Genomic DNA, 21,198 nt, shown 5'->3' with positions numbered 1-21,198 from the left:
GTCAAGATCGACCCATGACGGACGTCCGGCCCTACCGCGGCGTGCAGGCACGCGACCGCGTGGCCGAGCGCAGGCGCCGCCTGCTCGACGCGGGCCTCGAACTGCTCGGAGGTTCCGACAGCCCGCCCGACCTCACCGTTCGCGCCGTCTGCGCAGAGGCCGGCATCACCGCCCGGTACTTCTACGAGAGCTTCACCGACAAGGACGCGCTGGTCGCGGCCGTCTTCGATCGGGTGGTCGCCGACATCGCCGCCACCACCCAGGCCGCCGTCGCCGCCGCACCGCCCGAGGAGCAGAACCGGGCGGGCGTCGCCAACCTGGTCAACGCGGTCGCCGTCGACGCCCGTGTCGGACGACTCCTGTTCAACCCCCTGCTGACCAATGCGGTACTGGCACGCAAGCGGTCCGAAGCCGGCGGCCTCTTCGCCATCCTGTCCGGCGAACACGCGACGAGCGCCTACGCACTACCCGACGACGAATGGACCAAGTCGGCCGCCCACTTCATCGTCGGCGGAGTCGCCCAGACGATCAGCGCGTGGGTCTCGGGCGACGTCGCGCTCAGCCAGCCGCAGCTGGTCTCTCAGCTGACCCGCATGCTCGACGGCCTCGCCGCGCGCGAGCGGGACCGGCACTAGCGAATTCCGCTATCCGGCACGGGAATCGTCTGGTCAACGGGCGAATCTGAAATTACCATCAGCCGAATCGTCGACTGTGCGGTTGAGCCAGAGAGGTCGTCACCATGACACCTGGAGTTCTGCGCGAGTTCGTGGCCCTGGACTCCCCCACCGCTCGCCGGGCCGGTTCGGGTGGGCATCCGTGCCAGGGCGTCTACCACCGGGGCGTCGGCCGCAAGCCGAAGATCGGCATGATCGCCACCCACTACCAAGTCGACTTCTCCGAGCACTACCTCGCCGACTACATGGCGACCCGCGGCATCGGCTTCCTGGGCTGGAACACCCGCTTCCGTGGCAACGAGAGCAGCTTCCTGCTCGACCACGCGCTGGTCGACGTCGGCGTCGGCATCCGGTGGCTGCGCGAGGTCCAGCATCTCGAAACCATTGTTCTGCTTGGCAATTCGGGTGGCGGGTCGTTGATGGCCGCCTACCAGGCGCAGGCCGTCGACCCGCACGTGACACCCATGGAGGGCATGCGACCCGCTGCCGGGATCACAGACCTGCTCCCGGCCGACGGCTACGTCGCCAGCGCCGCGCACCCCGGCAGGCCCCAGGTGCTCACGGCGTGGATGGACGGCTCCGTCGTCGACGAGAACGACCCCGTGGCCACCGACGCCACCGTGGACGTCTTCGACGAACGCAACGGACCGCCGTTCTCGGCCGAGTTCGTCGAGCGCTACCGCTCCGCCCAGACCGCGCGCAACCACGCCATCACCGACTGGGTGTACGACGAGCTCAAACGTGTTCGGGCAGCTGGATTTTCAGACCGCCCCTTCACGGTCATGCGCACCTGGGCCGATCCGCGGATGGTCGACCCCGCGCTCGAACCCACCAAGCGGCCACCCAACACCTGCTACGCCGGGGTACCGGCCAGAGCGAACCGGTCGGCGCACGGCATCGCGGCGGCCTGCACGCTCCGCAGCTGGCTGGGCATGTGGAGCCTTCGGACCGCCCAAACCAGTGCGGAGCCGCACCTGGCGCGCATCGACTGCCCCGCCCTGATCATCAACGCCGAACAGGACACCGGGGTCTACCCGTCCGACGCCCGACGCATCCTCGACGCGCTGGCGAGTACCGACAAGACGCCGTGCTCGATCGACACCGACCACTACTTCACCACTCCCGGCGCGCGCAGCGAGCAGGCCGATACGATCGCGAAGTGGATTTCGAAGCGGTGGAAGTAGCCCGGTGAGGCCTCCGGTGAGAGTTCTCGCCCACTTCACTCCTGGCGACAAGGTTCGCGAACTGCTTGCGCCCGAGTCTGATTGGCTCGACGTGCGGTTCTGCGCCGAGGACGACGACGAGACGTTCTACCGCGAGCTGCCCGACGCCGAGGTGATCTGGCACGTCCTGCGCCCGCTGTCCGGCACGGACCTCGAGCGCGCCACGCGCTGCCGCCTGGTGCACAAGCTGGGAGCGGGAGTCAACACCATCGACGTCGACGCCGCGACACGACTGGGCATCGGGGTGGCCAACATGCCCGGCGCCAACGCCCCGTCGGTCGCCGAGGGCACGGTGCTGCTGATGCTCGCCGCCCTGCGCCGCCTGGTGGTCCTCGACGCCGCGACCCGCGACGGCCGCGGCTGGCCGTCCGATCCGGCACTCGGCGAGACCGTCCGCGACGTCGGCAGTTGCACGGTCGGGCTGATCGGCTACGGCAACGTCGCCAAGCGGGTCGAGACGATCGTGACCGCCATGGGAGCCGACGTGGTGCACACCAGCACGCGGGACGACGGCACCCCGGGCTGGCGACCCTTGGCGGCACTGCTCGCCGACAGCGACGTGGTGTCGCTGCACCTGCCGCTCACGGAGCAGACCTCGGCCCTGCTCGACGCCGGGAAACTGGCCCTGATGAAGCCCGGCGCGGTACTGGTCAACACCTCGCGCGGCGCGATCGTCGACGAGCGGGCACTGTCCGCCGCGCTGCGGGAGGGCCGGCTGGCCGCCGCCGGACTCGACGTCTTCGCCGTCGAACCCGTGACTCCGGACAACCCCTTGCTGACGCTCGAGAACGTCGTCGTCACACCGCACGTCACCTGGTACACCGCCGACACCATGCGGCGCTACCTCGCCGTGGGCGTCGACGACTGCCGTCGCCTGCGCGACGGTGAGCACTTGGTGAACCTGGTAAACGAGGTCGCCGTCGCGCCCGATTGACGCCCAGGTACGCTCGAACCCAACCCACCGGTTGATCAAGGAGCACCGCATGCCGATCGCGATCCTTTCCGAGCACAACGACCTCGCCAACTCCGTCCGGGACCTGGTCAAGCGGGTGGCACCGTCGGAGGTTCTCCACGACGCCCTCGAGACCCCCATTGCCAATCCGCCGACCTACTGGAAGGCCGCCGGCGAGCAGGGCCTGCAGGGTCTGCACCTCTCCGAGGACGTCGGCGGACAGGGCTTCGGCATCCTCGAACTCGCCATCGTGCTGGCCGAATTCGGTTACGGCGCGGTACCCGGCCCGTTCGTCCCGTCGGCGATCGCCAGTGCGTTGATCGCCGCCAACGACCCGGGCGACAAGCTCCTCGAGGGCCTCGCCTCCGGGGAGACCATCGCCGCCTACGCCATCGACTCCGGGCTGACCGCGACGCGTCAGGGCGGCGGCCTCGTCATCCGCGGCGAGGTCCGCGCCGTGCCCGCCGCCGCACAGGCGTCGCTCCTGGTCCTTCCGGTGTCCATCGACAGCCGCGAGGAGTGGATCGTCCTCGACGCCGACCAGGTCGAGATCGAGCCGGTCGCGAGCGTCGACCCGCTGCGCCCCCTGGCCCACGTCCGCGCCAACGCCGTCGAGGTTGCCGACGACCGCGTGCTGACCAACCTCAGCCGCACCCGTGCCCGTGCGCTGATGTCGACGCTGCTGTCCGCCGAGTGCATCGGCGTCGCGCGCTGGGCCACCGACACCGCGTCGGAGTACGCCAAGATCCGCGAACAGTTCGGCCGGCCGATCGGCCAGTTCCAGGCCATCAAGCACAAGTGCGCCAACATGATCGCCGAGACCGAGCGGGCGACGGCTGCCGTGTGGGACGCGGCGCGCGCCTTGGACGAAGACGGCGAGGACTCCTCGTACGAATTCGCCGCAGCAGTGGCCGGCACGTTGGCCCCCGTCGCCGCGCAGCACAGCACGCAGGACTGCATCCAGGTGCACGGTGGCATCGGCTTCACCTGGGAGCACGACACCAACGTCTACTACCGGCGCGCCATCGTGCTCGCCGCGTGCTTCGGCCGGGCCGCGGACTACCCCCAGCAGGTGGTCGACGTCGCCACCGGTACCGGGATGCGTCCGATCAACATCGACCTGGACCCCGACACCGAGAAGCTCCGCGAGGAGATCCGCGCGGAAGTGGCTGCGCTGAAGGCACTTCCGAGCGAGGAGCGCGTCACCGCGATCGCCGAGGGCGGCTGGGTGACGCCACACCTGCCGACGCCGTGGGGTCGGGCCGCCGCACCCGTCGAGCAGATCATCATCGCCCAGGAGTTCTCCAGTGGTCGCGTGAAGCGGCCGCAGATGGGCATCGCCGCCTGGATCATCCCGTCGATCGTCGCCTACGGCACCGACGCGCAGCAGCAGCGCTTCCTGCCGCCGACGTTCCGCGGCGAGACGATCTGGTGCCAGCTGTTCTCCGAGCCCGGCGCCGGATCCGACCTGGCGAGCCTGACCACCAAGGCCACCAAGGTCGACGGCGGCTGGCGCATCACCGGCCAGAAGATCTGGACCACCGGTGCGCAGTACTCGCAGTGGGGTGCGTTGCTCGCTCGCACAAACCCGTCGGCGCCGAAACACCAGGGCATCACCTACTTCCTGCTCGACATGAAGGCCGAGGGCGTCGAGGTCAAGCCGCTGCGCGAGCTCACCGGCAACGCGATGTTCAACACCGTCTTCATCGACGACGTCTTCGTGCCCGACGAGTTGGTACTCGGTGAGGTGGACCGCGGCTGGGAGGTCAGCCGCAACACGCTGACCAACGAGCGCGTGTCGATCGGCAGCAGCGAGCCGCCCTTCCTGGCCAGCCTCGAGCAGTTCGTGGAGTTCGTCCGCGACGGGCAGTTCGATCAGATCGAGCAGAACGAGGCGGGCAAGCTGATCGCCGAGGGGCACGCCGCCAAGCTGCTCAACATGCGCTCGACGCTGCTGACGCTGGCGGGCGGGGACCCGATGCCCGCGGCTGCCATCAGCAAGCTGCTGTCGATGAAGACCGGCCAGGGTTACGCCGAGTTCGGGGTGTCGTCGTTCGGCACCGACGCGGCGATCGGCGACCAGGGCGAGCCGTCCGGCAAGTGGGCGGAGTACCTGCTCGCGGGCCGTGCCACGACGATCTACGGCGGCACCTCGGAGGTGCAGCTCAACATCATCGCCGAACGCCTGCTCGGCCTGCCCCGCGATCCGTAATCGTCGTGACACCCTGGTCAGGGTGAGCGCCGACATCACCCTGCGTCAGCTGCGCTACTTCGCGGTCCTCGGCGAGGAGCTCAACTATCGGCGCGCGGCGAGCCGGTTGTTCATCACCCAGCCGGCGCTGTCGACGGCGATCAAGCAGCTCGAGCAGCACTTCGGCGTGGTGCTGTTCACCAGGAACACCCGCGAGGTCGCGCTGACCGACCTCGGCGCGGCGTGGTTGCCGCAGGTGCAGCAGGCGATCTCGGGGGTCGACGCGGTCGTCGAGAACCTCGTCACCCTGTCCGGGACGCGAAAGGGCGTGCTGCGCCTCGGGTATCTCATCGGCACCGGCGCCGATCTGCTGTTCCGGGTGGTCCGCCACTTCGAGGCCGCCTACCCCGAGGTGACCGTCGAGCCCATGGAGTACGACTTCGCCGACCCGACCGCCGGCCTGGCCGACGGCAGCACGGAGGTGGCGATCATCCGCCCGCCGGTCGACCTGCCGGAGCACCGGATGTTGATGTTGGACGCCGAGTCGTGGGTGGTGTGCATGCCGCGCGACCACCGCCTCGCCGAGCGGGCCGAGGTGTCGATCACCGAGCTGCTCGACGACCCCATCGTCTGCGCGCCCCTGACCGCAGGTCCCTGGCGCGACTACTGGCTGGCGATGGACGTCCGGGGCAACCGGCCGCCGACCATCGCCGCGGTCGCCGCGACCTACGAGGCGGAGACGACGTGCATCGCCAGGGGCCTCGGCATCAGCTTCACGTCGTCGTCCGTCGCCCGCTTCTACGACCGGCCGGGCATCGTCTACGTACCCATCACCGACCGACCGCCGAGTTACACGGCGCTGGCGTGGCGGCCGTCGGCGCTGTCGCCGCAGGGAGATGCGCTGGTCAGGCACGTGCAGGCGCACTGGAACTTCGGCGACATGCTCGCCGACGAGATCACTGATAACCCGAGCTTATAAGCAAATCAAAACACGGAACTTCCGCCGGGCGGGCCGGAGGGCTTTCCTGTCTCTAGGCGTAATTCGACAGACCTGACCTGGAGCGATCATGACCGATGCCCTGGCTTCATCCACTCATTCACAGCCGCCGCTGCGGGACGAGGACGCCAACCTCGCCGAGTTCGGCTACACCCAGAAGCTCGACCGCTCGGTCGGCCGCCTGGCCTCGTTCGCGATCGGCTTCGCCACCATCAGCGCGACCACGGCGGTGTTCACCGGCTTCGGCGCTGGCTACTTCACCGCGGGCGGTCCATTCGTCTGGACGCTACTGCTTGCCGCCGCGGTGTTCGTCATCTGGACCTTGATCGCCGCCGACCTGACGGCAAAGATCCCGCTGGCCGGCTACTCCTACCAGTGGACCAGCCGCCTCGTCGGCTCGACGATGGCGCTGTTCACCGGCGTCCTGGCCCTCGCCGGCTGGATCTGCGGCATGACGGGCGTCGGCTTCATTCTGTCCGGCTACCTCGGCAGCCTGTTCGGCTGGAACATGAGTCAGTCCGCGCAGATCCTGGTAGCCATCGGGGTGATGGCCGTCTGCATGCTGATCAACCTCTACGGCGTGCGCTTCGCCACGATGGTCAACAACATCGGCGTCGGTCTGGAGTTCGTCATCACCATCGGCGCCACGATCGTCGTCGCGATCATCGCCTTCTCCTCGCCCGCGAACCACCAATCGGTGTCGGTGCTCTTCACCGGCGGCACGTCCGGCGACAGCACCCCGTACGTCCTGGCCTGGCTGGCAGCATCACTTGGCCCGTTCTTCGGCCTCATCGGGGTCGAGGCCAGCGCCGACATCGCCGAGGAAACGGTCAACGCCCGCAAGGTAATTCCGCGCACCATGTTCTACGCACTGACCGCGTCGATCATCATCGAGTTCGGCATGTACGTCGTCTACGTCCTCGCGATCAAGGACCCCTCCGCCGTCGAGGCTGCCTCTGCCGCGCCCATCGAGGAGATCATCACCCAGCAGGCTGGCCCGATCGTCAGCAGAATCGTCGTCGCCGTCGCCCTCACCAACGTGCTGGCCTGCATCCTGGCCAACATCCTGGTCGCCACCCGGCTGACCTACTCGATGGCCCGCGACAACATGCTGCCGTTCTCCCACGTGTGGCGGCACGTCTCGCCGACCAACCGCACGCCCACCTACGCGGTGCTCGGCATCTTCGGGCTCTCGACCATCCTGTTGCTCTCGGCCTTGGTCAGCGAGAAGGCGTTCTTCCTCATCCTCGGGCTCTCCTCGTTGGCGGTCTGCGCGATGTACCTCCTGCAGACCATCGCCGTGATGATCGCCACCCGCCGCGGCACCATCCCGGCGCCCGAGCCGGGAACGTTCGACCTCGGCAAGGCACGCGTGCCGGTGGCCCTCCTCGCGGCCGTCGCCTTCACGTGCGTGTGTGCGGCGCTGATCTTCCTGCCGCAGTTCGCCGGCAACGGCTACGTGTTCCTCGGTCTGCTGGCACTGGCCACCCTCTGGGCCTTCACCGGCCTGCGCAAGCGGCTGGCGACCGGTGAAGCCGGGCCCGACTACGCCAAGACCCACGCCTCCTGAAACGCCAAGACTCACAAAGCACTTCGAAAGGATCATCATGACCGTCACCGACATCGGCACCAGCAACCTCGTCGCCGTCGAACCGGGCGCCGCCATCCGTGAGGACACCCCCGCCGGCTCGGCGATCCAGTACAGCGACTACGAGCTCGACACGTCCAGCCCGTTCGCGGGTGGGGTGGCCTGGATCGAGGGCGAGTTCATTCCCGCCGAGGATGCCAGGATTTCCATCTTCGACACCGGATTCGGCCACTCGGACGTGACCTACACCGTCGCACACGTGTGGCACGGCAACGTCTTTCGGCTCGACGACCACGTCGACCGACTTCTCGACGGGGCCCGCAAGCTGCGCCTGGACGCTGGCATGAGCAAGGCCGAGATCGTCGAGATCACCAAGAAGTGCATCTCGCTGTCGCAGCTGCGCGAGTCCTTCGTCAACCTGACGATCACCCGCGGCTATGGAAAGCGCAAGGGCGAGAAGGATCTCACCAAGCTCACCCACCAGGTCTACATCTACGCGATCCCGTACCTGTGGGCGTTCCCGCCCGCCGAGCAGATCTTCGGCACCACCGCCATCGTGCCGCGCCACGTTCGTCGCGCCGGCCGCAACACCGTCGACCCGACCATCAAGAACTACCAGTGGGGTGACCTGACCGCGGCCAGCTTCGAGGCCAAGGACCGCGGTGCCCGCACCGCCATCCTGCTGGACTCCGACAACTGCGTCGCCGAGGGACCCGGCTTCAACGTCGTCGTCGTCAAGGACGGCAAGTTGTTCTCCCCGTCGCGAAATGCGTTGCCCGGCATCACCCGCAAGACGGTCTACGAGATCGCCGAGCAGATGGGCATCGAGGCCACCCTGTGCGACGTGACCAGCCGTGAGCTGTACGACGCCGACGAGATCATGGCCGTCACCACCGCCGGTGGTGTCACCCCGATCAACACCCTCGACGGCGAGGACATCGGCAACGGCGAGCCCGGACCCGTCACCGTCGCCATCCGGGATCGCTTCTGGGCGTTGATGGACGAGCCCGGACCCCTGATCGAGGCCATCGAGTACTAGGACCGCTCACCCCGCCGACTGCACGCTCGTTGCCCGCGAACGTCGAGAGACGACGCGAACAGGCGTGCAGTCGGCGCGTGGTCAGCCCAGCGAGACGAGTTCCTCCACCGAGTCGAGCGGCAGCATGCCCTCGACCCACGCGTTCACGTTCATGCTGGTGAGGTTGATCCCGCCACCGTGGTTGTCCAGGAAGGCCGTGTCGGCGGCGTCGCGTCCGGTGGCGATGCGGACCATCGTCTGCCGCGGCGCCAGGCACGTCGCGTCCACGACGCGCCACATCCCGTCGACGTAGGCCTCGGCGACGGCGTGGAAGTCCATCGGATAGCAGCCCGGCGCGTACACCGCGACCAGTCTGGCGGGCACGTTGACCGCCCGCAGCAGTGCGATCACCAGGTGTGCGTAGTCACGGCACACCCCCGTGCCGGCGAGCACCGTGTCGGCGGCGCCGTCGATCGGATCGCTGGAACCCGGCACGTACTGCAACCGCGTGCCCACCCAGGACGACACCTTCTCCAGCAGCGCCGTCGACTTTGCGTCGCTGCCGAATTCCGTTGCGGCGAAACCGTAGAACTTGTCGGCCTCCGCGTACCGGCTGGGCCGCAGGTAGGTCGACAAGTCGATCTCGGTGACCGGAGCCGGGTCGGCCTGGCCGATGATCGTGGCCGAGTAGTTCGCCAGCACCGTGCCCTTGCCCGCCTCGAACTTGTGGATGCGGGTGCCATGCTGGCCGACCAGTTCGATCGGCTCGACGGTGTTGCCGTTCAGGGTGAAGGACAACTCCTCGGTCACCTCGGCACCCGGCTGGGGCGCGACCGCGATCTGGAATTCCAGTGTCGTGGTGTCGAATACCTCGACCTGTAATTGCGCGCCAACTTCTCGTCTCATGGGCTCACCACGACTTTCCGGTCAAGTGTCAGGGGGGAGGCGCGGCAAGCGCATCGTCTCGGCCCATCCGTACCCAGACGGGCCGCCGCCAAAACCGTGCACCGGGCCAGATCACGTCGACGTGATGGCGAAGAGTCTAGGGGACGATCGAGTCCACGTACCCGCCGTCGACGCGGACCGCAGCTCCGGTGGTCGCCGACGCCAACGGCGAGCTCAGATACGTCACCATGTTCGCGATCTCGTCGGGTTCGATGAGGCGCTGCAGCAGCGACTGCGGGCGGTGCTTGCGCATGAACTCGCGCTGCGCCTCTTCCCAGGGCAGGTTCGCGTCGACCAACTGGTAGACGAAGTCCTCCACCCCCGCCGTGTGCGTGGGCCCGGCGATGACGGAGTTGACCGTGACGCCCGTGCCCGCGGCGTCCTTGGCGAAGCCGCGGGAGACCGCCAGCAGCGCCGTCTTCGACGTTCCGTAGTGGATCATCTCCTCGGGGATGACGATCGCCGAGTCGCTGGCGATCTGCAGCACCCGTCCCCAGCCACGGTCGGTCATCCCCGGCAGGTAGGTGCGGATCAGCCGGATTGCCGACAGCACGTTCACCTCGAAGTAGCGGCGCCACTCGTCGTCGGAGATCTCGCGGGCGGGTGCCGCGCCGAAGATGCCGAGGTTGTTGACCAGGACGTCCACGGCGGGAAGCTGGTCGAGCAGTCCCTTCACCCCGCCGAAGGTCGTGACGTCGGCCGCGATGCCGATCACGTCCCCGTCGGTGGTGGAGCGCAATTCCTCGGCCGCCTCGTCGACGCGCGCCGCCGTGCGTCCGTTGACGACGACCCGGGCACCGCTGCGCGCCAGTCCCTTCGCGATCGCCAGGCCGATGCCCTGGGTGGAACCGGTGACGAGTGCGGTCTTTCCTGTCAGGTCGATGATCACTCCGGAGTAGTACCACTCCGGCGCCGAGGCTATTCCCCGCCCGCGGCCACGAGAGTTTCACAGGAGCGCGTGTCAACGTAGACGTCACTGCGTTCGACACCGGAGGAGATCATCGTGCGTCGGTTCGTCATCACGGCCTTCATGGCGGTTCTGCTACCCGTCTTCGTCGGATTCGCCGGCGGCGCCGCCACGGCGAACGCCTTCTCCCGCCCCGGTTTGCCGGTCGAATACCTGATGGTGCCCTCGGCGGGCATGGGGCGTGACATCAAGGTCGAGTTTCAGAGCGGTGGGCCCAACTCCCCCGCCGTCTACCTGCTCGACGGCCTGCGTGCCCAGGACGACTTCAACGGCTGGGACATCAACACCCAGGCGTTCGAGTGGTATCTGAATTCCGGTCTGTCCGTCGTCATGCCCGTCGGCGGCCAGTCCAGCTTCTACAGCGACTGGTACCAGCCGGCGTGCGGAAAGACAGGTTGCCAGACCTACAAGTGGGAGACGTTCCTGACCCAGGAACTGCCCGCCTATCTGGCCGACCAGCGCCAGGTGAAGGCCGACGGCAGCGCCGCGGTGGGGCTCTCGATGGCCGGTTCGGCGGCGCTGACGTTGGCGATCTACCACCCGCAGCAGTTCATCTACGCGGGCTCGCTGTCGGGCTTCCTGAACCCGTCGGAGGGATCGTGGCCGTTCCTGATCAACGTCTCGATGGGTGACGCAGGCGGCTACAAGGCCAACGACATGTGGGGTGCGACGGAGGACCCGAACAGCGCCTGGAAGCGCAACGACCCGATGGTCAACATCCAGAAACTCGTCGACAACGGCACCCGCATCTGGATCTACTGCGGCAACGGCACCCCCAGTGACCTCGGCGGGGACAACCTGCCTGCCAAGTTCCTCGAGGGGCTGACCATCCGCACCAACCGCACGTTCCAGGACAACTACATCGCCGCGGGCGGCAAGAACGGCGTCTTCAACTTTCCGGACGACGGCACGCACGACTGGCCATACTGGGGAGCGCAGCTTCAGGCGATGAAGCCCGACCTTCAGCGCGTGCTGGGCGCCACGCCGACCGCAGCCTCCTAGCGTCGAGAGGACCGCCATGGGCGACCTGGGAGTCACCGAGGTCAGGCGCCCGTGTGCGGTGAGTGTGCTGGGCGGGCCGACGACGGTGTTCGACATCGGCGGGCACCGGATCGTCGTGGATCCCACGTTCGACCCTCCGGGTCCGCACGCCTACCTGACCAAGACGGCCCCACCCGCGGTCGACGCCGCGGCGCTGGGCCGGGTCGACCTGGTGCTGGTGAGCCACGACCAGCACCTGGACAACTTCGACGACGCGGGCCGGGCACTGGCCCGGTCGGTACCGCGGGTGCTCACCCACCCCGGTGCCGCGAGACGGCTGGGGTCACCCGCCCAGGGTTTGACGCCCTGGGAGACGGTCGAATTGGACGGGTTGCGCGTGCAGGCCGTCCCCGCGGTGCACGGCCCGGCCGACGGCGAGCGCGACGACTCCGGCTACGTCAACTGCGAGGTGACCGGTTTCGTGCTGTCCGGACAGGGCCTGCCGACCGTCTACGTCAGTGGTGACAATGCTTCTCTGGCAACGGTTTCGGAGATCGCGCACACCGTCGGCGCGATCGACGTCGCGGTCCTGTTCGTCGGCGCCGCCCGGGTGCCCCCGAAGCAGGGCGGCCGTCCGCTGACCCTGACCAGCGCCAGGGCCGCCGCCGCGGCGGAGGTGCTGGCGCCGCGGTTGGTGGTCGCGGCCCACCTGGACTCCTGGGCCCACTTCACCGAGGGCATCGAGGACGTCGCCGCCGCATTCGACGACGCCGGCATCGCACACCTGTTGGACCGCACCCCGCACGGCCGGTGGACCGACCTGGAGCACCTCGTCGGGGCCTAGTCGGCGTCGGGCTTCTCGTCGGCCTTCTCGTCGGCGGGGCCCATGTCCTTCAGCTCGCGCTTGAGGATCTTGCCCGTCGGGTTGCGCGGCAGCTCGTCGAGGAAGATCACCTCACGCGGCACCTTGTACCGGGCCAGGTTGTCCTTGACGTAGGCCTTGATCGCATCCTCGTCGACCGAGGCGCCCTCGGTCTTGACGACGAAGGCACGCAATCGATGGCCCCACTCGGAGTCCTCGACGCCGAGCGCCGTGGCCTCGACGACCTCCGGGTGCCCGCTGATCAGATCCTCGACCTCGGCGGGGAAGACGTTCTCGCCACCGCAGACGATCATCTCGTCGTCGCGGCCGCTGACGTAGAGCAAGCCGTGCTCGTCGAAGTAGCCGACGTCTCCGGACGACATCAGGCCGTCGATGATCGCCTTGTGGCCGCCGCCGGTGTACCCCTCGAACGGGAACGTGTTGCCGACGAAGATGCGGCCGACCTCACCCGGCGCCACCTCCTTGCCGTTGTCGTCGAAGAGCTTGACCTTCACGCCCTTGACGACCGGGCCCACCGTCGACGGGTTGATCGACAGATCCTTGGGCCGGGCGATGGTCGCGAAGGCGATCTCCGTCGACCCGTAGAGGTTGTAGACGACGGGGCCCAGATCCTTCAACGCCCGGGTGGCGAGCTCGCCGCCGAGCTGTGATCCGGAGACGAAGACGATGCGCAGGCTCGACAGGTTCGGCTTGGGACTCGTCTTCTCCAACTCGTCGAGGATGCGCGACAACATCACCGGGACCACGACAACGGCGGTCACCCGGTGCTTCTCGATGTCGGCGAGCACGGTGTCCGGCTTGAACCGGCGACGGAGCACCAGCGTGCTGCCCAACATCATCGCGATGGTGGCGTGCAGGAAGCCCAGCGCGTGGAACATCGGCGCGGGCAGCGACGTCACCTCCCCCGACCTGAACGGCACGTGCGAGAGCACGCCGCCGATCGGGGCCAACGACGGTGGGCTGCTTCGGTTGGCGCCCTTGGGAGTTCCCGTGGTGCCACTGGTCAAGATGATGATCTTGGAGTGCGCGCTGGCCTTCGGCGGCGCCCCGGCCTTGCTGCGACTGATCAGGTCGGCCAGGGTCTCGTCGGTGCTCTCCGACGGCTGGTCGGGCTTGTCGGGGTTGGTCGACAGCGCGCGAAGCTTGCCCAACTCCGGCTCGGCCGACGCGCACGCCTTCGTGTACTCGTCGTCGTGGATGATCAGCTTCGCGCCCTCACGCTCGGAGACCTCCTTGATCTGCGGCCCGGAGAATTCGCTGTTGAGCAGGATCAGCCGGACGCCCACCTTGGCGGCACCGTAGAGACCGATCAGGAACCAGCGATGGTTGCGGATCAGGAGCGCCACCCCGTCGCCGCCCCGCACGCCCATGCCGATCAACCCGTGGGCCACCGCGTTCGCCGCCTCGTCGAGTTCGGCGAAGGTCAGCTCGCCGTCGTCGTCGATGATCGCCGTCCCGGTGGGGTTGCGACGCGCGTTGAGCGCCGGGATCATTCCGATCTCGCCCCACCGCCGGATGTCGGCGAGCATCGCGGCGACGTTCTGCGGCGGCTCGACCTTCAGGGCACCCGCCTCGAACATCTTCCTGGCGTAGTGCAACTCGGCCGAGCCGCGTTCGAGGTACTGCTGCACCTTGGCCGCGGCCTGCAGGGGTAGCTCCGTGAGGTTGGGCATGGCCCCACAATATGTGACCGCCATCGCACGCGGGTCCGAGTCAACGTCGCAATGCCTGACTACCATCGTCGCCATGGCGTCTTCGCTGTCGATGGACATCGGCGGTCGGACCTTGCGCGTCACCAACCCCGACAAGGTCGTCTTCCCCGGCGCGGACGGCCGGGCGGACGTGACCAAGCTTGCTCTCATCGAGTACTACCTGTCCGTCGCCGACGGCGCCCTGCGCGGAGTGGCCGGACGGCCGATGATCCTCAAGCGCTTCGTCAAGGGCATCACCGAAGAGGCGGTCTTCCAGAAGCGCGCACCCGAGAAGCGGCCCGACTGGGTCGACGTCGCCGAGTTGAAGTACGCCTCGGGCACGTCGGCCAAGGAGGCCGTGCTCTCCGACGCCGCCGGCCTGGCATGGGCGGTGAACCTCGGCTGCGTCGACCTCAACCCGCATCCGGTCCGCGCCGGCGACCTGGAGCATCCCGACGAACTGCGCGTCGACCTCGACCCCATGCCCGGAGTGGAGTGGGCGCAGATCGTCGACGTGGCCCTGGTGGCCCGCGACGTGCTCACCGACTACGGCCTGACGGCGTGGCCCAAGACCTCCGGTTCGAAGGGCTTTCACGTCTACGCCCGCATCGAGCCACATTGGCCCTACCGACAGGTGCGACTGGCCGCCGAGACGATCGCGCGCGAAGTCGAAAGGCGCGCACCAGATTTGGCGACCAGCCGGTGGTGGAAGGAAGAACGCGAGGGCGTCTTCGTCGACTTCAACCAGAACGCCAAGGACCGGACGGTCGCGTCGGCCTACTCGGTGCGTTCGCGGCCGGATGCCCGGGTGTCGACGCCGCTTCGGTGGGACGAGGTTCCCGGGTGTCGGCCGGAGGCGTTCACCGTCGCCACGGTGCCGCAGCGCTACGCCGACATCGGCGATCCGTGGGAGGGGATGGACGACGCCGCAGGCGGCCTCGAGGGGCTGCTCGCACTCGCCAAGGAGTTGGGTCCGGCGGAGAAGGCACCCAAGGGCGCTCGCCGGGGCGACGATTCGACCCGCGGTCGCGTCTCCACCAAACCCCTCATCGAGATCGCCAGGACCAAGACCAAGGACGAGGCGATGGCCGCCCTCGAGACGTGGAAGGCAAGGTACGGGTCGGCCGCCGACCGGCTGACCCCGGTCGACGTCCTCGTCGACGGCATGCGGGGGCCCAGTTCGATCTGGTATCGCGTCCGGATCAACCTCCAGCACGTGCCGGAAGACCAACGGCCACCGCAGGAGTCGCTCATCGCCGACTACTCCCCGTGGGAGGGTTACACGGGTAACCAGGGCGCCCGGAACTGACGCTTTCCGAGTCGGTTTGCTGCCAGACCCTCGCGGAAGTCTTAAGGATGTTTTAGGACTTACTCCCCGGTACCTTATTTTGGCCCCTTACCTTGGGATTCAAGTCGAAGTGACGGCAACGCCGCCAATTCATTCGGCAACTACCGAAGGGAGGCAGTGCCATGATCGCTACGAGCACCAGCTCAGCAACGAATTCCCGCTTCCGCTATGGAAATCCGTCGGTCGAATGCAACGGCGCCGAGCTCCACAAGCAGTGCCGGCAACTCGCCACCGTCCTGACCATCACCGGATCGATCGACGAGGTGAACGTCGGCCAGGTGGTCGCCCAGGCCAAGGGCTGCATCATCGCGGAGAAGCCCTTCGTACTAGATCTCAGCGGCGTTACCTCATTCGCTGCCCAGGGCATCGAACTCCTCGACGCCATCGACGAGGCCTGCTACGCCGCCGGTGACGAGTGGTCACTGGTGATCAGCCAGGCGGTGTCGCGCACCCTGCGACTGTGTGGGGTCGACGACGTCTTCCCGGCCACCCCGTCGGTCCCCGATGCACTGCACCACTTCTCGGACGTCGCGGGCGAGCGCCGGCGCATCCTCCCCATCCTCACCAAGTCCGCCTGAGCGAAAGGAATCTCGACATGCTGATCGACGTTCGCTGGCTGCGCTTCCTCCTGCAGCGCCACTACAAGTCCACCCTGGCTCAGCCCGCCCGCTAACCCGTCGCTGACTTCCCAGAACTGAAAGCGCCCACCTCCGAGCATCGCTCGGAGGTGGGCGTCTTCGTTGGCGGACCGCCGTGCAGATCGCGCTCAGCAGTTGCCTAAGTGGAGCAGCCCGAGCGGTCCGGTGACACCCGAACCAATTCCCAGGGCGGCGACGCCGAGGGCTCCCGCGACGGCGGTAGCTGCGGCAATCGCCTTCACGTCGATCATTTATCCAAAACCCTTGTGAGATAACGGAAGCGACGATTAGTCACGTCGCCTTTCCAAGGTGGACAGTATGCCGCCACCCGGGTGGAAACGCCGCGCCGGCCCCGTGCCACTTCTCACCCGCCGTCGTGGAACACGTCGCGCTCGTCGCGCGAGGGCACCTTGGGGTGAACTGGACGTTTTGTGGGTATGACGCCACAGCACCACCTAGACGACGACGTCACACAGGCTGGAGGGCCGAGGCATGGGTTCGACCGACAACGCTCCCACCGGGTCGGCAGAGGCCCGCGAGAAGGCACCCGGCCAGCTGACGGGGGCGGTGGTGATCGTCGCGTTGGTGTCGGCGGTGTCGGGCATGCTCTACGGCTACGACACGGGCATCATCTCCGGAGCCCTGCTGCAGATCACGAAGGACTTCGGCATTGCGGAATCCTGGAAGCAGGTGATCGCCGCGAGCATCCTCCTCGGTGCGGTGGTCGGCGCGTTGACGTGTAGCTACCTGTCCGAAAGGCGAGGACGCAAGGGCACTTTGGTGATGCTCGCCGTCGTCTTCGTCGTCGGCTCCCTGTGGTGCGCGGTGGCCCCCAACCCCGAACTGCTGTCGGCCGGACGGCTGGTCCTGGGCTTCGCCGTCGGCGGGGCCACCCAGACCGCCCCGATGTACGTCGCCGAGCTCGCCCCTCCCAAGTACCGCGGACGCCTGGTGCTCTGTTTCCAGATCGCCATCGGCGTCGGCATCGTCATCGCGACCATCGTCGGAGCCTCGGAGTCGATTCCCTGGCGGTGGTCGATCGGAGCTGCCTCCGTACCCGCCGCGCTGATGCTGGTTCTGCTGCTGCGTCTGCCGGAGAGCCCGCGTTGGCTGGTCAAGCAGGACCGGGGCGACGACGCCCGCGACGTGCTCGACCGGGTTCGCCCGTCGAATTACGACGTGGCGGGCGAGCTCGACGAGATGGGCGAGCTGGCCCACGAGGAGAAGACGGCCAAGACCCGCGGCTGGTCGGGACTGCGCGCGGGGTGGGTGCGGCCCGCCCTGATACTCGGCTGCGGCATCGCCATCTTCACCCAGCTCAGCGGCATCGAAATGATCATCTACTACTCACCGACGATCCTGACCGACAACGGTTTCTCGGAATCCGTGGCGCTGGAGGTGTCGGTCGCCCTGGGGGTGGCCTACCTGGTGGCCCAACTCGTCGGGTTGTCGATCATCGACAAGGTCGGCCGGCGCCGCCTCACCCTCATCATGATTCCCGGCGCGGCGCTGAGCCTCTTCGTCTTGGGCTGGCTGTTCGTCTCCGGCAACAGCGGGCGTGACTCGATACCGTTCATCATCGCCTGCCTGGTGGTGTTCATGCTCTTCAACGCCGGTGGACTCCAGCTGATGGGCTGGCTCACCGGCTCGGAGACCTACCCGCTCGCGGTGCGACCCGCCGGCACCGCGGCTCAGTCGGCGGCGCTATGGGGGACCAATCTGCTGATCACCCTCACGCTGCTGACGCTGATCAGCGGCATCGGCGTCGGACCGTCGATGTGGCTCTACGGGTTGTTCAACGTCGCGGCCTGGCTCTTCGTCTACTTCCGGATGCCAGATCTGACCGGCCGAAGCCTGGAGGAGATCGAGTCCAAGCTCGGCGCGGGCACGTTCACGCCCGCGGACTTTGCGTCACGGTCCTGAGCAATGTTTGGCCTCGGTTGACGAGCGGGTAAATAGCCCGCGTGATCGAACGAGACGACCTCGTGGTGAGCCCAATCCGGGAGGGTGCACCCGTGTTCACGCCGCCAGTCGGCGACCCGTCCCTGGAACTCTTCGGCCATGGCTGGTCCCCGACGGGAGCCAGGTCGGGCGACGTCAGCCCCTACCGGGGTAGGCATCGCGCCGAGAACTAGCGCAGTCTCGCCTTGAGATAGGGCGCCGTCCGGCTCTCCGCCGACCCGGCGACGTGCTCCGGCGTGCCCGCCGCGACCACTCGACCGCCGGCGTCGCCCGCGCCGGGACCCAGGTCGATCACCCAGTCGGCTCCCGCCACCACGCCCATGTCGTGCTCGGCGACGACCACCGTGTTGCCCGCGTCCACCAGCAGCTGCAATTGCCGCTCCAGCAGGTCGACGTCGGCGGGATGCAATCCGGTCGTCGGCTCGTCCAGCACGTAGAACGTGTGTCCGCGGCGGGATCGCTGCAACTCCGAGGCCAGCTTGATGCGCTGCGCCTCACCGCCGGACAGTTCCGTCGCGGGTTGCCCCAACCGCAGATACCCCAGCCCGACCTCGCGCAGGGTGGTCAGACTCCTGGCCGCTGCGGGAACGTCGGCGAGGAACTCCGCGGCCTCGTCCACGGTCATCGCCAGGACGTCGGCGATCGTACGGTCGCGGTAGCGCACCGAAAGCGTCTCCTCGGAATACCTGGCCCCGTGGCAGGTGGGACACGGCGCGTACGTGCCTGGGAGGAACAGCAATTCGACGGCGACGAAGCCCTCGCCCTGACACGTCGGACATCGCCCCTCGGCCACGTTGAAGGAGAAGCGCCCCGCGCTCCACCCCCGCCTTCGCGCCTCGTCGGTCCCCGCGAACGCCTTCCGGACGGCGTCGAACATGCCGGTGTAGGTGGCGAGATTCGACCGTGGCGTGCGTCCGATCGGTCTCTGGTCCACGGTCACCAACCGGTCGACGAAGTCCACCCCGTCGACCGTCACCCCGATGCTGGCGTCCAGGTCGGCGTCGGCGACTCCCGCGTCGGCGTCGGCCGGATCGGCACCCTCGGCGTCGGAGGTGACGGTGTTGGCGGCACCGAGGTGGCGGGCGACGACGTCGCCGACGACCTTGCAGACCAGCGTCGACTTTCCCGATCCGGACACCCCGGTGACGGCGGTGAACACGCCGAGCGGGATCTGCACCTCGAGGTCGCGAAGGTTGTGGAAGCACACGTTGCGCAGCCGCAGCGTCCGAGACGGGACCCGCTTGGCGCGCAGCTCGGCCGTCGCCTCGTCGAAGAGGTACCGACGGGTCACCGAGGTCGACACGTCGGCCAGCCCTGGCACGGGCCCGCTGTAGAGCACCTCGCCGCCGAGCTCGCCCGCGCCGGGCCCGACGTCGACGATCCAGTCGGCGCGCCGCACCACGTCCATGTCGTGTTCGACCACGAACAGCGAATTGCCTGCCCGCCGAAGGCGATCCAGGACGTCGAGCAACGGCTCGGCGTCGGCCGGGTGCAGCCCCGCCGACGGTTCGTCGAGCACGTAGAGGACGCCGAACAGGCCGGCCCGCAGCTGCGTCGCCAACCGCAGGCGCTGCAGTTCCCCCGGTGACACGGTCGGCGTCCGCCGGTTCAGGCTGAGATATCCCAGGCCGAGATCCAGCAGCACCTGGATGCGCGCGACGAGGTCCGCCGCGATCATCGTCGCCACCTCGGTGAACTCCCCCGACTCGATGGACTCGTACGCCGCGTCGGCGTCGACCCGGCCGGCCGCGGGTGCCAGCGTGGCCGCCAGGTCGATCATCGGCATGGCCACCAGCTCGGCGATCGTGTGCCCGGCGAAGGTGACGGCGAGTGCCTCCGGCCGCAACCCCGACCCGCCGCACACGGGACATTCCACGGAGTCGACGAACTGCAGCACGCGACGGCGCATCATCGCGCTCTGCGAGTTGGCCAACGTATGTCGCACGTGGCGTTCGGCGCTGGAGAACGTGCCGTTGTAGTAGTAGTCCGCGGTGACCGGGTGCCGACTCGGATCGATCTCGACGGTCGGCTGGTCGTCGGTGAACAGGATCCAGTTGCGGGTGCGCTTGGGCAGCTTCTGCCATGGCACGTCGACGTCGTGGCCGAGCGTGATCAGGATGTCGCGCAGGTTCTGTCCCTGCCACGCCCCCGGCCACGCCGCGACGGCACCCTCCCGGATCGTCAGCGTCGGATCGGGAACCAGCGTCTGCTCGGTCACGCGGTGAATTCGCCCCAGGCCGTGGCACTCCGGACACGCACCGATGGCGGTGTTCGGGGAGAACGAGTCGGAGTCCAGCCGGGCGGTGGCGCCGGCCGGGTAGGTGCCCGCCCGCGAGTAGAGCATGCGGAGCAGGTTCGACAGCGTGGTCACCGTGCCGACCGTCGACCTCGAGGTTCCGGCGCCGCGGCGCTGCTGCAGGGCGACCGCGGGCGGCAGCCCGGTGATGTCTTCGACCTTCGGGGCGCCGGCAGGCAACAGCAGACGGCGGGCGTACGGCGCGACGGACTCGAAGTACCGGCGCTGCGCCTCGGCGTAGATCGTGCCGAAGGCCAGGGACGACTTGCCCGACCCGGACACCCCGGTGAACGCGACGAACGCGTCGCGCGGCGCCGCCACGTCGACGGTCCTCAGATTGTGCACCTGCGATCCGACGACGCGGACGAAGGGATCGACGTCTTCGGGGCGCGTAGACACACCTCCAGTGTGGTCGCAGGTTTCGCCACGACCAAACGTCGCCGAAAGGGCCACTGCCGCAAGATGATGGATGATCTTGAAGAATTTTCGCGGGCTCGCCACGAGCGCGCCACCCCGATGGCAGGCTCGGTCAATGGCATTCACACTGACCTATTCCGATGGACAAGAGACCGACTACGACGACGACACGGCGTGGGAGGTCGAGAACGGCGTCCTCAAGATGGGACGCCGGGACGGCGAGTGGTCCGTCTACGTCTCCCCCAGCCACTGGGCCGTGCTCGAGGTGGGCGGGCAGCGCGGGAAGGACGACGAGACCGACGCCAAGGCCGATGCACGGGCCGACGACGAGACCGACGACGCCGACGCAGGGGCCGACGACGAGGATCGGGACAAGCCCGACAAGCAGGACTGAGCGCCGCGGGGTTGGCCCGCCCGCAGGTGGGTA

At 68.1% G+C, this 21,198-nt stretch carries 18 protein-coding genes; 13 read left to right on the top strand and 5 right to left on the bottom strand.

The features are described 5' to 3' along the window. Window positions 1-14 precede the first annotated feature (14 nt). The 7 genes from H7J06_RS28755 to H7J06_RS28725 all read left to right on the top strand — a co-directional run bounded on the left by H7J06_RS28755 (window position 15) and on the right by H7J06_RS28725 (window position 8,664). Complete coding sequence (locus H7J06_RS28755; protein WP_264042854.1) at window positions 15-635, top strand: TetR/AcrR family transcriptional regulator; 621 nt, start codon at window positions 15-17, stop codon at window positions 633-635. A 104-nt stretch (window positions 636-739) separates the two neighbouring features. Further along, window positions 740-1,858 (top strand): alpha/beta hydrolase, encoded by a 1,119-nt coding sequence (locus tag H7J06_RS28750; protein WP_264042853.1) that lies wholly within the window; start codon window positions 740-742, stop codon window positions 1,856-1,858. A 4-nt stretch (window positions 1,859-1,862) separates the two neighbouring features. Beyond that, window positions 1,863-2,831: a 2-hydroxyacid dehydrogenase gene (locus H7J06_RS28745; protein WP_264042852.1), complete on the top strand. Its 969-nt coding sequence runs from the start codon at window positions 1,863-1,865 to the stop codon at window positions 2,829-2,831. Window positions 2,832-2,880: 49 nt separating this feature from the next. Further along, complete coding sequence (locus tag H7J06_RS28740) at window positions 2,881-5,061, top strand: acyl-CoA dehydrogenase family protein (protein WP_264042851.1); 2,181 nt, start codon at window positions 2,881-2,883, stop codon at window positions 5,059-5,061. A gap of 22 nt (window positions 5,062-5,083) precedes the next feature. After that, window positions 5,084-6,019 (top strand): LysR family transcriptional regulator, encoded by a 936-nt coding sequence (locus H7J06_RS28735; protein ID WP_264042850.1) that lies wholly within the window; start codon window positions 5,084-5,086, stop codon window positions 6,017-6,019. A gap of 88 nt (window positions 6,020-6,107) precedes the next feature. Then, complete coding sequence (locus tag H7J06_RS28730; RefSeq protein WP_264042848.1) at window positions 6,108-7,607, top strand: APC family permease; 1,500 nt, start codon at window positions 6,108-6,110, stop codon at window positions 7,605-7,607. 37 nt (window positions 7,608-7,644) lie between these two features. Beyond that, entirely contained in the window at window positions 7,645-8,664 is a 1,020-nt protein-coding gene (locus H7J06_RS28725; RefSeq protein WP_264042846.1) for an aminotransferase class IV, read from the top strand. Between the two features lie 81 nt (window positions 8,665-8,745). Here H7J06_RS28725 and H7J06_RS28720 read toward each other — a convergent pair whose 3' ends face one another. Next, on the bottom strand, window positions 8,746-9,549 hold the full coding sequence (locus tag H7J06_RS28720; RefSeq protein WP_264042844.1) for a transglutaminase-like domain-containing protein: 804 nt from the start codon (window positions 9,547-9,549) through the stop codon (window positions 8,746-8,748). Between the two features lie 136 nt (window positions 9,550-9,685). Further along, window positions 9,686-10,477 (bottom strand): SDR family NAD(P)-dependent oxidoreductase, encoded by a 792-nt coding sequence (locus H7J06_RS28715; protein ID WP_264042843.1) that lies wholly within the window; start codon window positions 10,475-10,477, stop codon window positions 9,686-9,688. Window positions 10,478-10,618: 141 nt separating this feature from the next. On the opposite strand from H7J06_RS28715, the gene H7J06_RS28710 reads away from it, so the two are divergent. Both H7J06_RS28710 and H7J06_RS28705 read left to right on the top strand, forming a co-directional pair. Continuing rightward, window positions 10,619-11,557 carry an esterase family protein gene (locus H7J06_RS28710; protein ID WP_264042941.1) on the top strand — a complete coding sequence of 313 codons (939 nt, stop codon included), beginning with the start codon at window positions 10,619-10,621 and terminating at the stop codon, window positions 11,555-11,557. 16 nt (window positions 11,558-11,573) lie between these two features. Beyond that, window positions 11,574-12,380 carry an MBL fold metallo-hydrolase gene (locus H7J06_RS28705; RefSeq protein WP_264042842.1) on the top strand — a complete coding sequence of 269 codons (807 nt, stop codon included), beginning with the start codon at window positions 11,574-11,576 and terminating at the stop codon, window positions 12,378-12,380. On the opposite strand, the gene fadD2 is transcribed toward H7J06_RS28705, so the two are convergent. Then, complete coding sequence (gene fadD2 / locus H7J06_RS28700) at window positions 12,377-14,092, bottom strand: long-chain-fatty-acid--CoA ligase FadD2 (protein ID WP_264042841.1); 1,716 nt, start codon at window positions 14,090-14,092, stop codon at window positions 12,377-12,379. The two genes, H7J06_RS28705 and fadD2, sit on opposite strands and share 4 nt — an antisense overlap. A 73-nt stretch (window positions 14,093-14,165) precedes the next feature. Between fadD2 and H7J06_RS28695 the strand changes: the two genes are divergently transcribed. Both H7J06_RS28695 and H7J06_RS28690 read left to right on the top strand, forming a co-directional pair. Continuing rightward, window positions 14,166-15,419, top strand: coding sequence for a DNA polymerase domain-containing protein (locus H7J06_RS28695; RefSeq protein ID WP_275080025.1), 1,254 nt, complete (start codon window positions 14,166-14,168; stop codon window positions 15,417-15,419). 161 nt (window positions 15,420-15,580) lie between these two features. Beyond that, window positions 15,581-16,036 (top strand): STAS domain-containing protein, encoded by a 456-nt coding sequence (locus H7J06_RS28690; protein WP_142551818.1) that lies wholly within the window; start codon window positions 15,581-15,583, stop codon window positions 16,034-16,036. 188 nt (window positions 16,037-16,224) lie between these two features. Here H7J06_RS28690 and H7J06_RS28685 read toward each other — a convergent pair whose 3' ends face one another. Then, window positions 16,225-16,347, bottom strand: coding sequence for a hypothetical protein (locus tag H7J06_RS28685; protein ID WP_264042840.1), 123 nt, complete (start codon window positions 16,345-16,347; stop codon window positions 16,225-16,227). Window positions 16,348-16,588: 241 nt separating this feature from the next. On the opposite strand from H7J06_RS28685, the gene H7J06_RS28680 reads away from it, so the two are divergent. Beyond that, window positions 16,589-18,019: a sugar porter family MFS transporter gene (locus H7J06_RS28680; RefSeq protein WP_264042839.1), complete on the top strand. Its 1,431-nt coding sequence runs from the start codon at window positions 16,589-16,591 to the stop codon at window positions 18,017-18,019. A 208-nt stretch (window positions 18,020-18,227) separates the two neighbouring features. Here H7J06_RS28680 and H7J06_RS28675 read toward each other — a convergent pair whose 3' ends face one another. Next, window positions 18,228-20,753: an excinuclease ABC subunit UvrA gene (locus H7J06_RS28675; RefSeq protein ID WP_264042838.1), complete on the bottom strand. Its 2,526-nt coding sequence runs from the start codon at window positions 20,751-20,753 to the stop codon at window positions 18,228-18,230. A 133-nt stretch (window positions 20,754-20,886) separates the two neighbouring features. On the opposite strand from H7J06_RS28675, the gene H7J06_RS28670 reads away from it, so the two are divergent. Beyond that, window positions 20,887-21,165 carry a hypothetical protein gene (locus H7J06_RS28670; RefSeq protein WP_264042837.1) on the top strand — a complete coding sequence of 93 codons (279 nt, stop codon included), beginning with the start codon at window positions 20,887-20,889 and terminating at the stop codon, window positions 21,163-21,165. Window positions 21,166-21,198: the final 33 nt, after the last annotated feature.

Origin of the sequence: Mycolicibacterium hodleri, from assembly GCF_025822245.1 — a bacterium.
Taxonomy (GTDB): Bacteria; Actinomycetota; Actinomycetes; order Mycobacteriales; family Mycobacteriaceae; genus Mycobacterium; species Mycobacterium hodleri.
Note: the sequence above shows the minus strand (reverse complement) of the source record. Positions and strands in the feature narration are given on the sequence as shown.

Excerpts from the sequence above, each read along its gene's own strand:
- H7J06_RS28755 (WP_264042854.1), top strand. The coding sequence starts at position 15 with ATGACGGACGTCCGGCCCTACCGCGGCGTGCAGGCACGCGACCGCGTG.
- H7J06_RS28750 (WP_264042853.1), top strand. The coding sequence starts at position 740 with ATGACACCTGGAGTTCTGCGCGAGTTCGTGGCCCTGGACTCCCCCACC.
- H7J06_RS28740 (WP_264042851.1), top strand. The coding sequence starts at position 2,881 with ATGCCGATCGCGATCCTTTCCGAGCACAACGACCTCGCCAACTCCGTC.
- H7J06_RS28730 (WP_264042848.1), top strand. The coding sequence starts at position 6,108 with ATGACCGATGCCCTGGCTTCATCCACTCATTCACAGCCGCCGCTGCGG.
- H7J06_RS28725 (WP_264042846.1), top strand. The coding sequence starts at position 7,645 with ATGACCGTCACCGACATCGGCACCAGCAACCTCGTCGCCGTCGAACCG.
- H7J06_RS28720 (WP_264042844.1), bottom strand. The coding sequence starts at position 9,549 with ATGAGACGAGAAGTTGGCGCGCAATTACAGGTCGAGGTATTCGACACC.
- H7J06_RS28710 (WP_264042941.1), top strand. The coding sequence starts at position 10,619 with ATGGCGGTTCTGCTACCCGTCTTCGTCGGATTCGCCGGCGGCGCCGCC.
- H7J06_RS28705 (WP_264042842.1), top strand. The coding sequence starts at position 11,574 with ATGGGCGACCTGGGAGTCACCGAGGTCAGGCGCCCGTGTGCGGTGAGT.
- fadD2 (WP_264042841.1), bottom strand. The coding sequence starts at position 14,092 with ATGCCCAACCTCACGGAGCTACCCCTGCAGGCCGCGGCCAAGGTGCAG.
- H7J06_RS28695 (WP_275080025.1), top strand. The coding sequence starts at position 14,166 with ATGGCGTCTTCGCTGTCGATGGACATCGGCGGTCGGACCTTGCGCGTC.
- H7J06_RS28690 (WP_142551818.1), top strand. The coding sequence starts at position 15,581 with ATGATCGCTACGAGCACCAGCTCAGCAACGAATTCCCGCTTCCGCTAT.
- H7J06_RS28685 (WP_264042840.1), bottom strand. The coding sequence starts at position 16,347 with ATGATCGACGTGAAGGCGATTGCCGCAGCTACCGCCGTCGCGGGAGCC.
- H7J06_RS28680 (WP_264042839.1), top strand. The coding sequence starts at position 16,589 with ATGGGTTCGACCGACAACGCTCCCACCGGGTCGGCAGAGGCCCGCGAG.
- H7J06_RS28670 (WP_264042837.1), top strand. The coding sequence starts at position 20,887 with ATGGCATTCACACTGACCTATTCCGATGGACAAGAGACCGACTACGAC.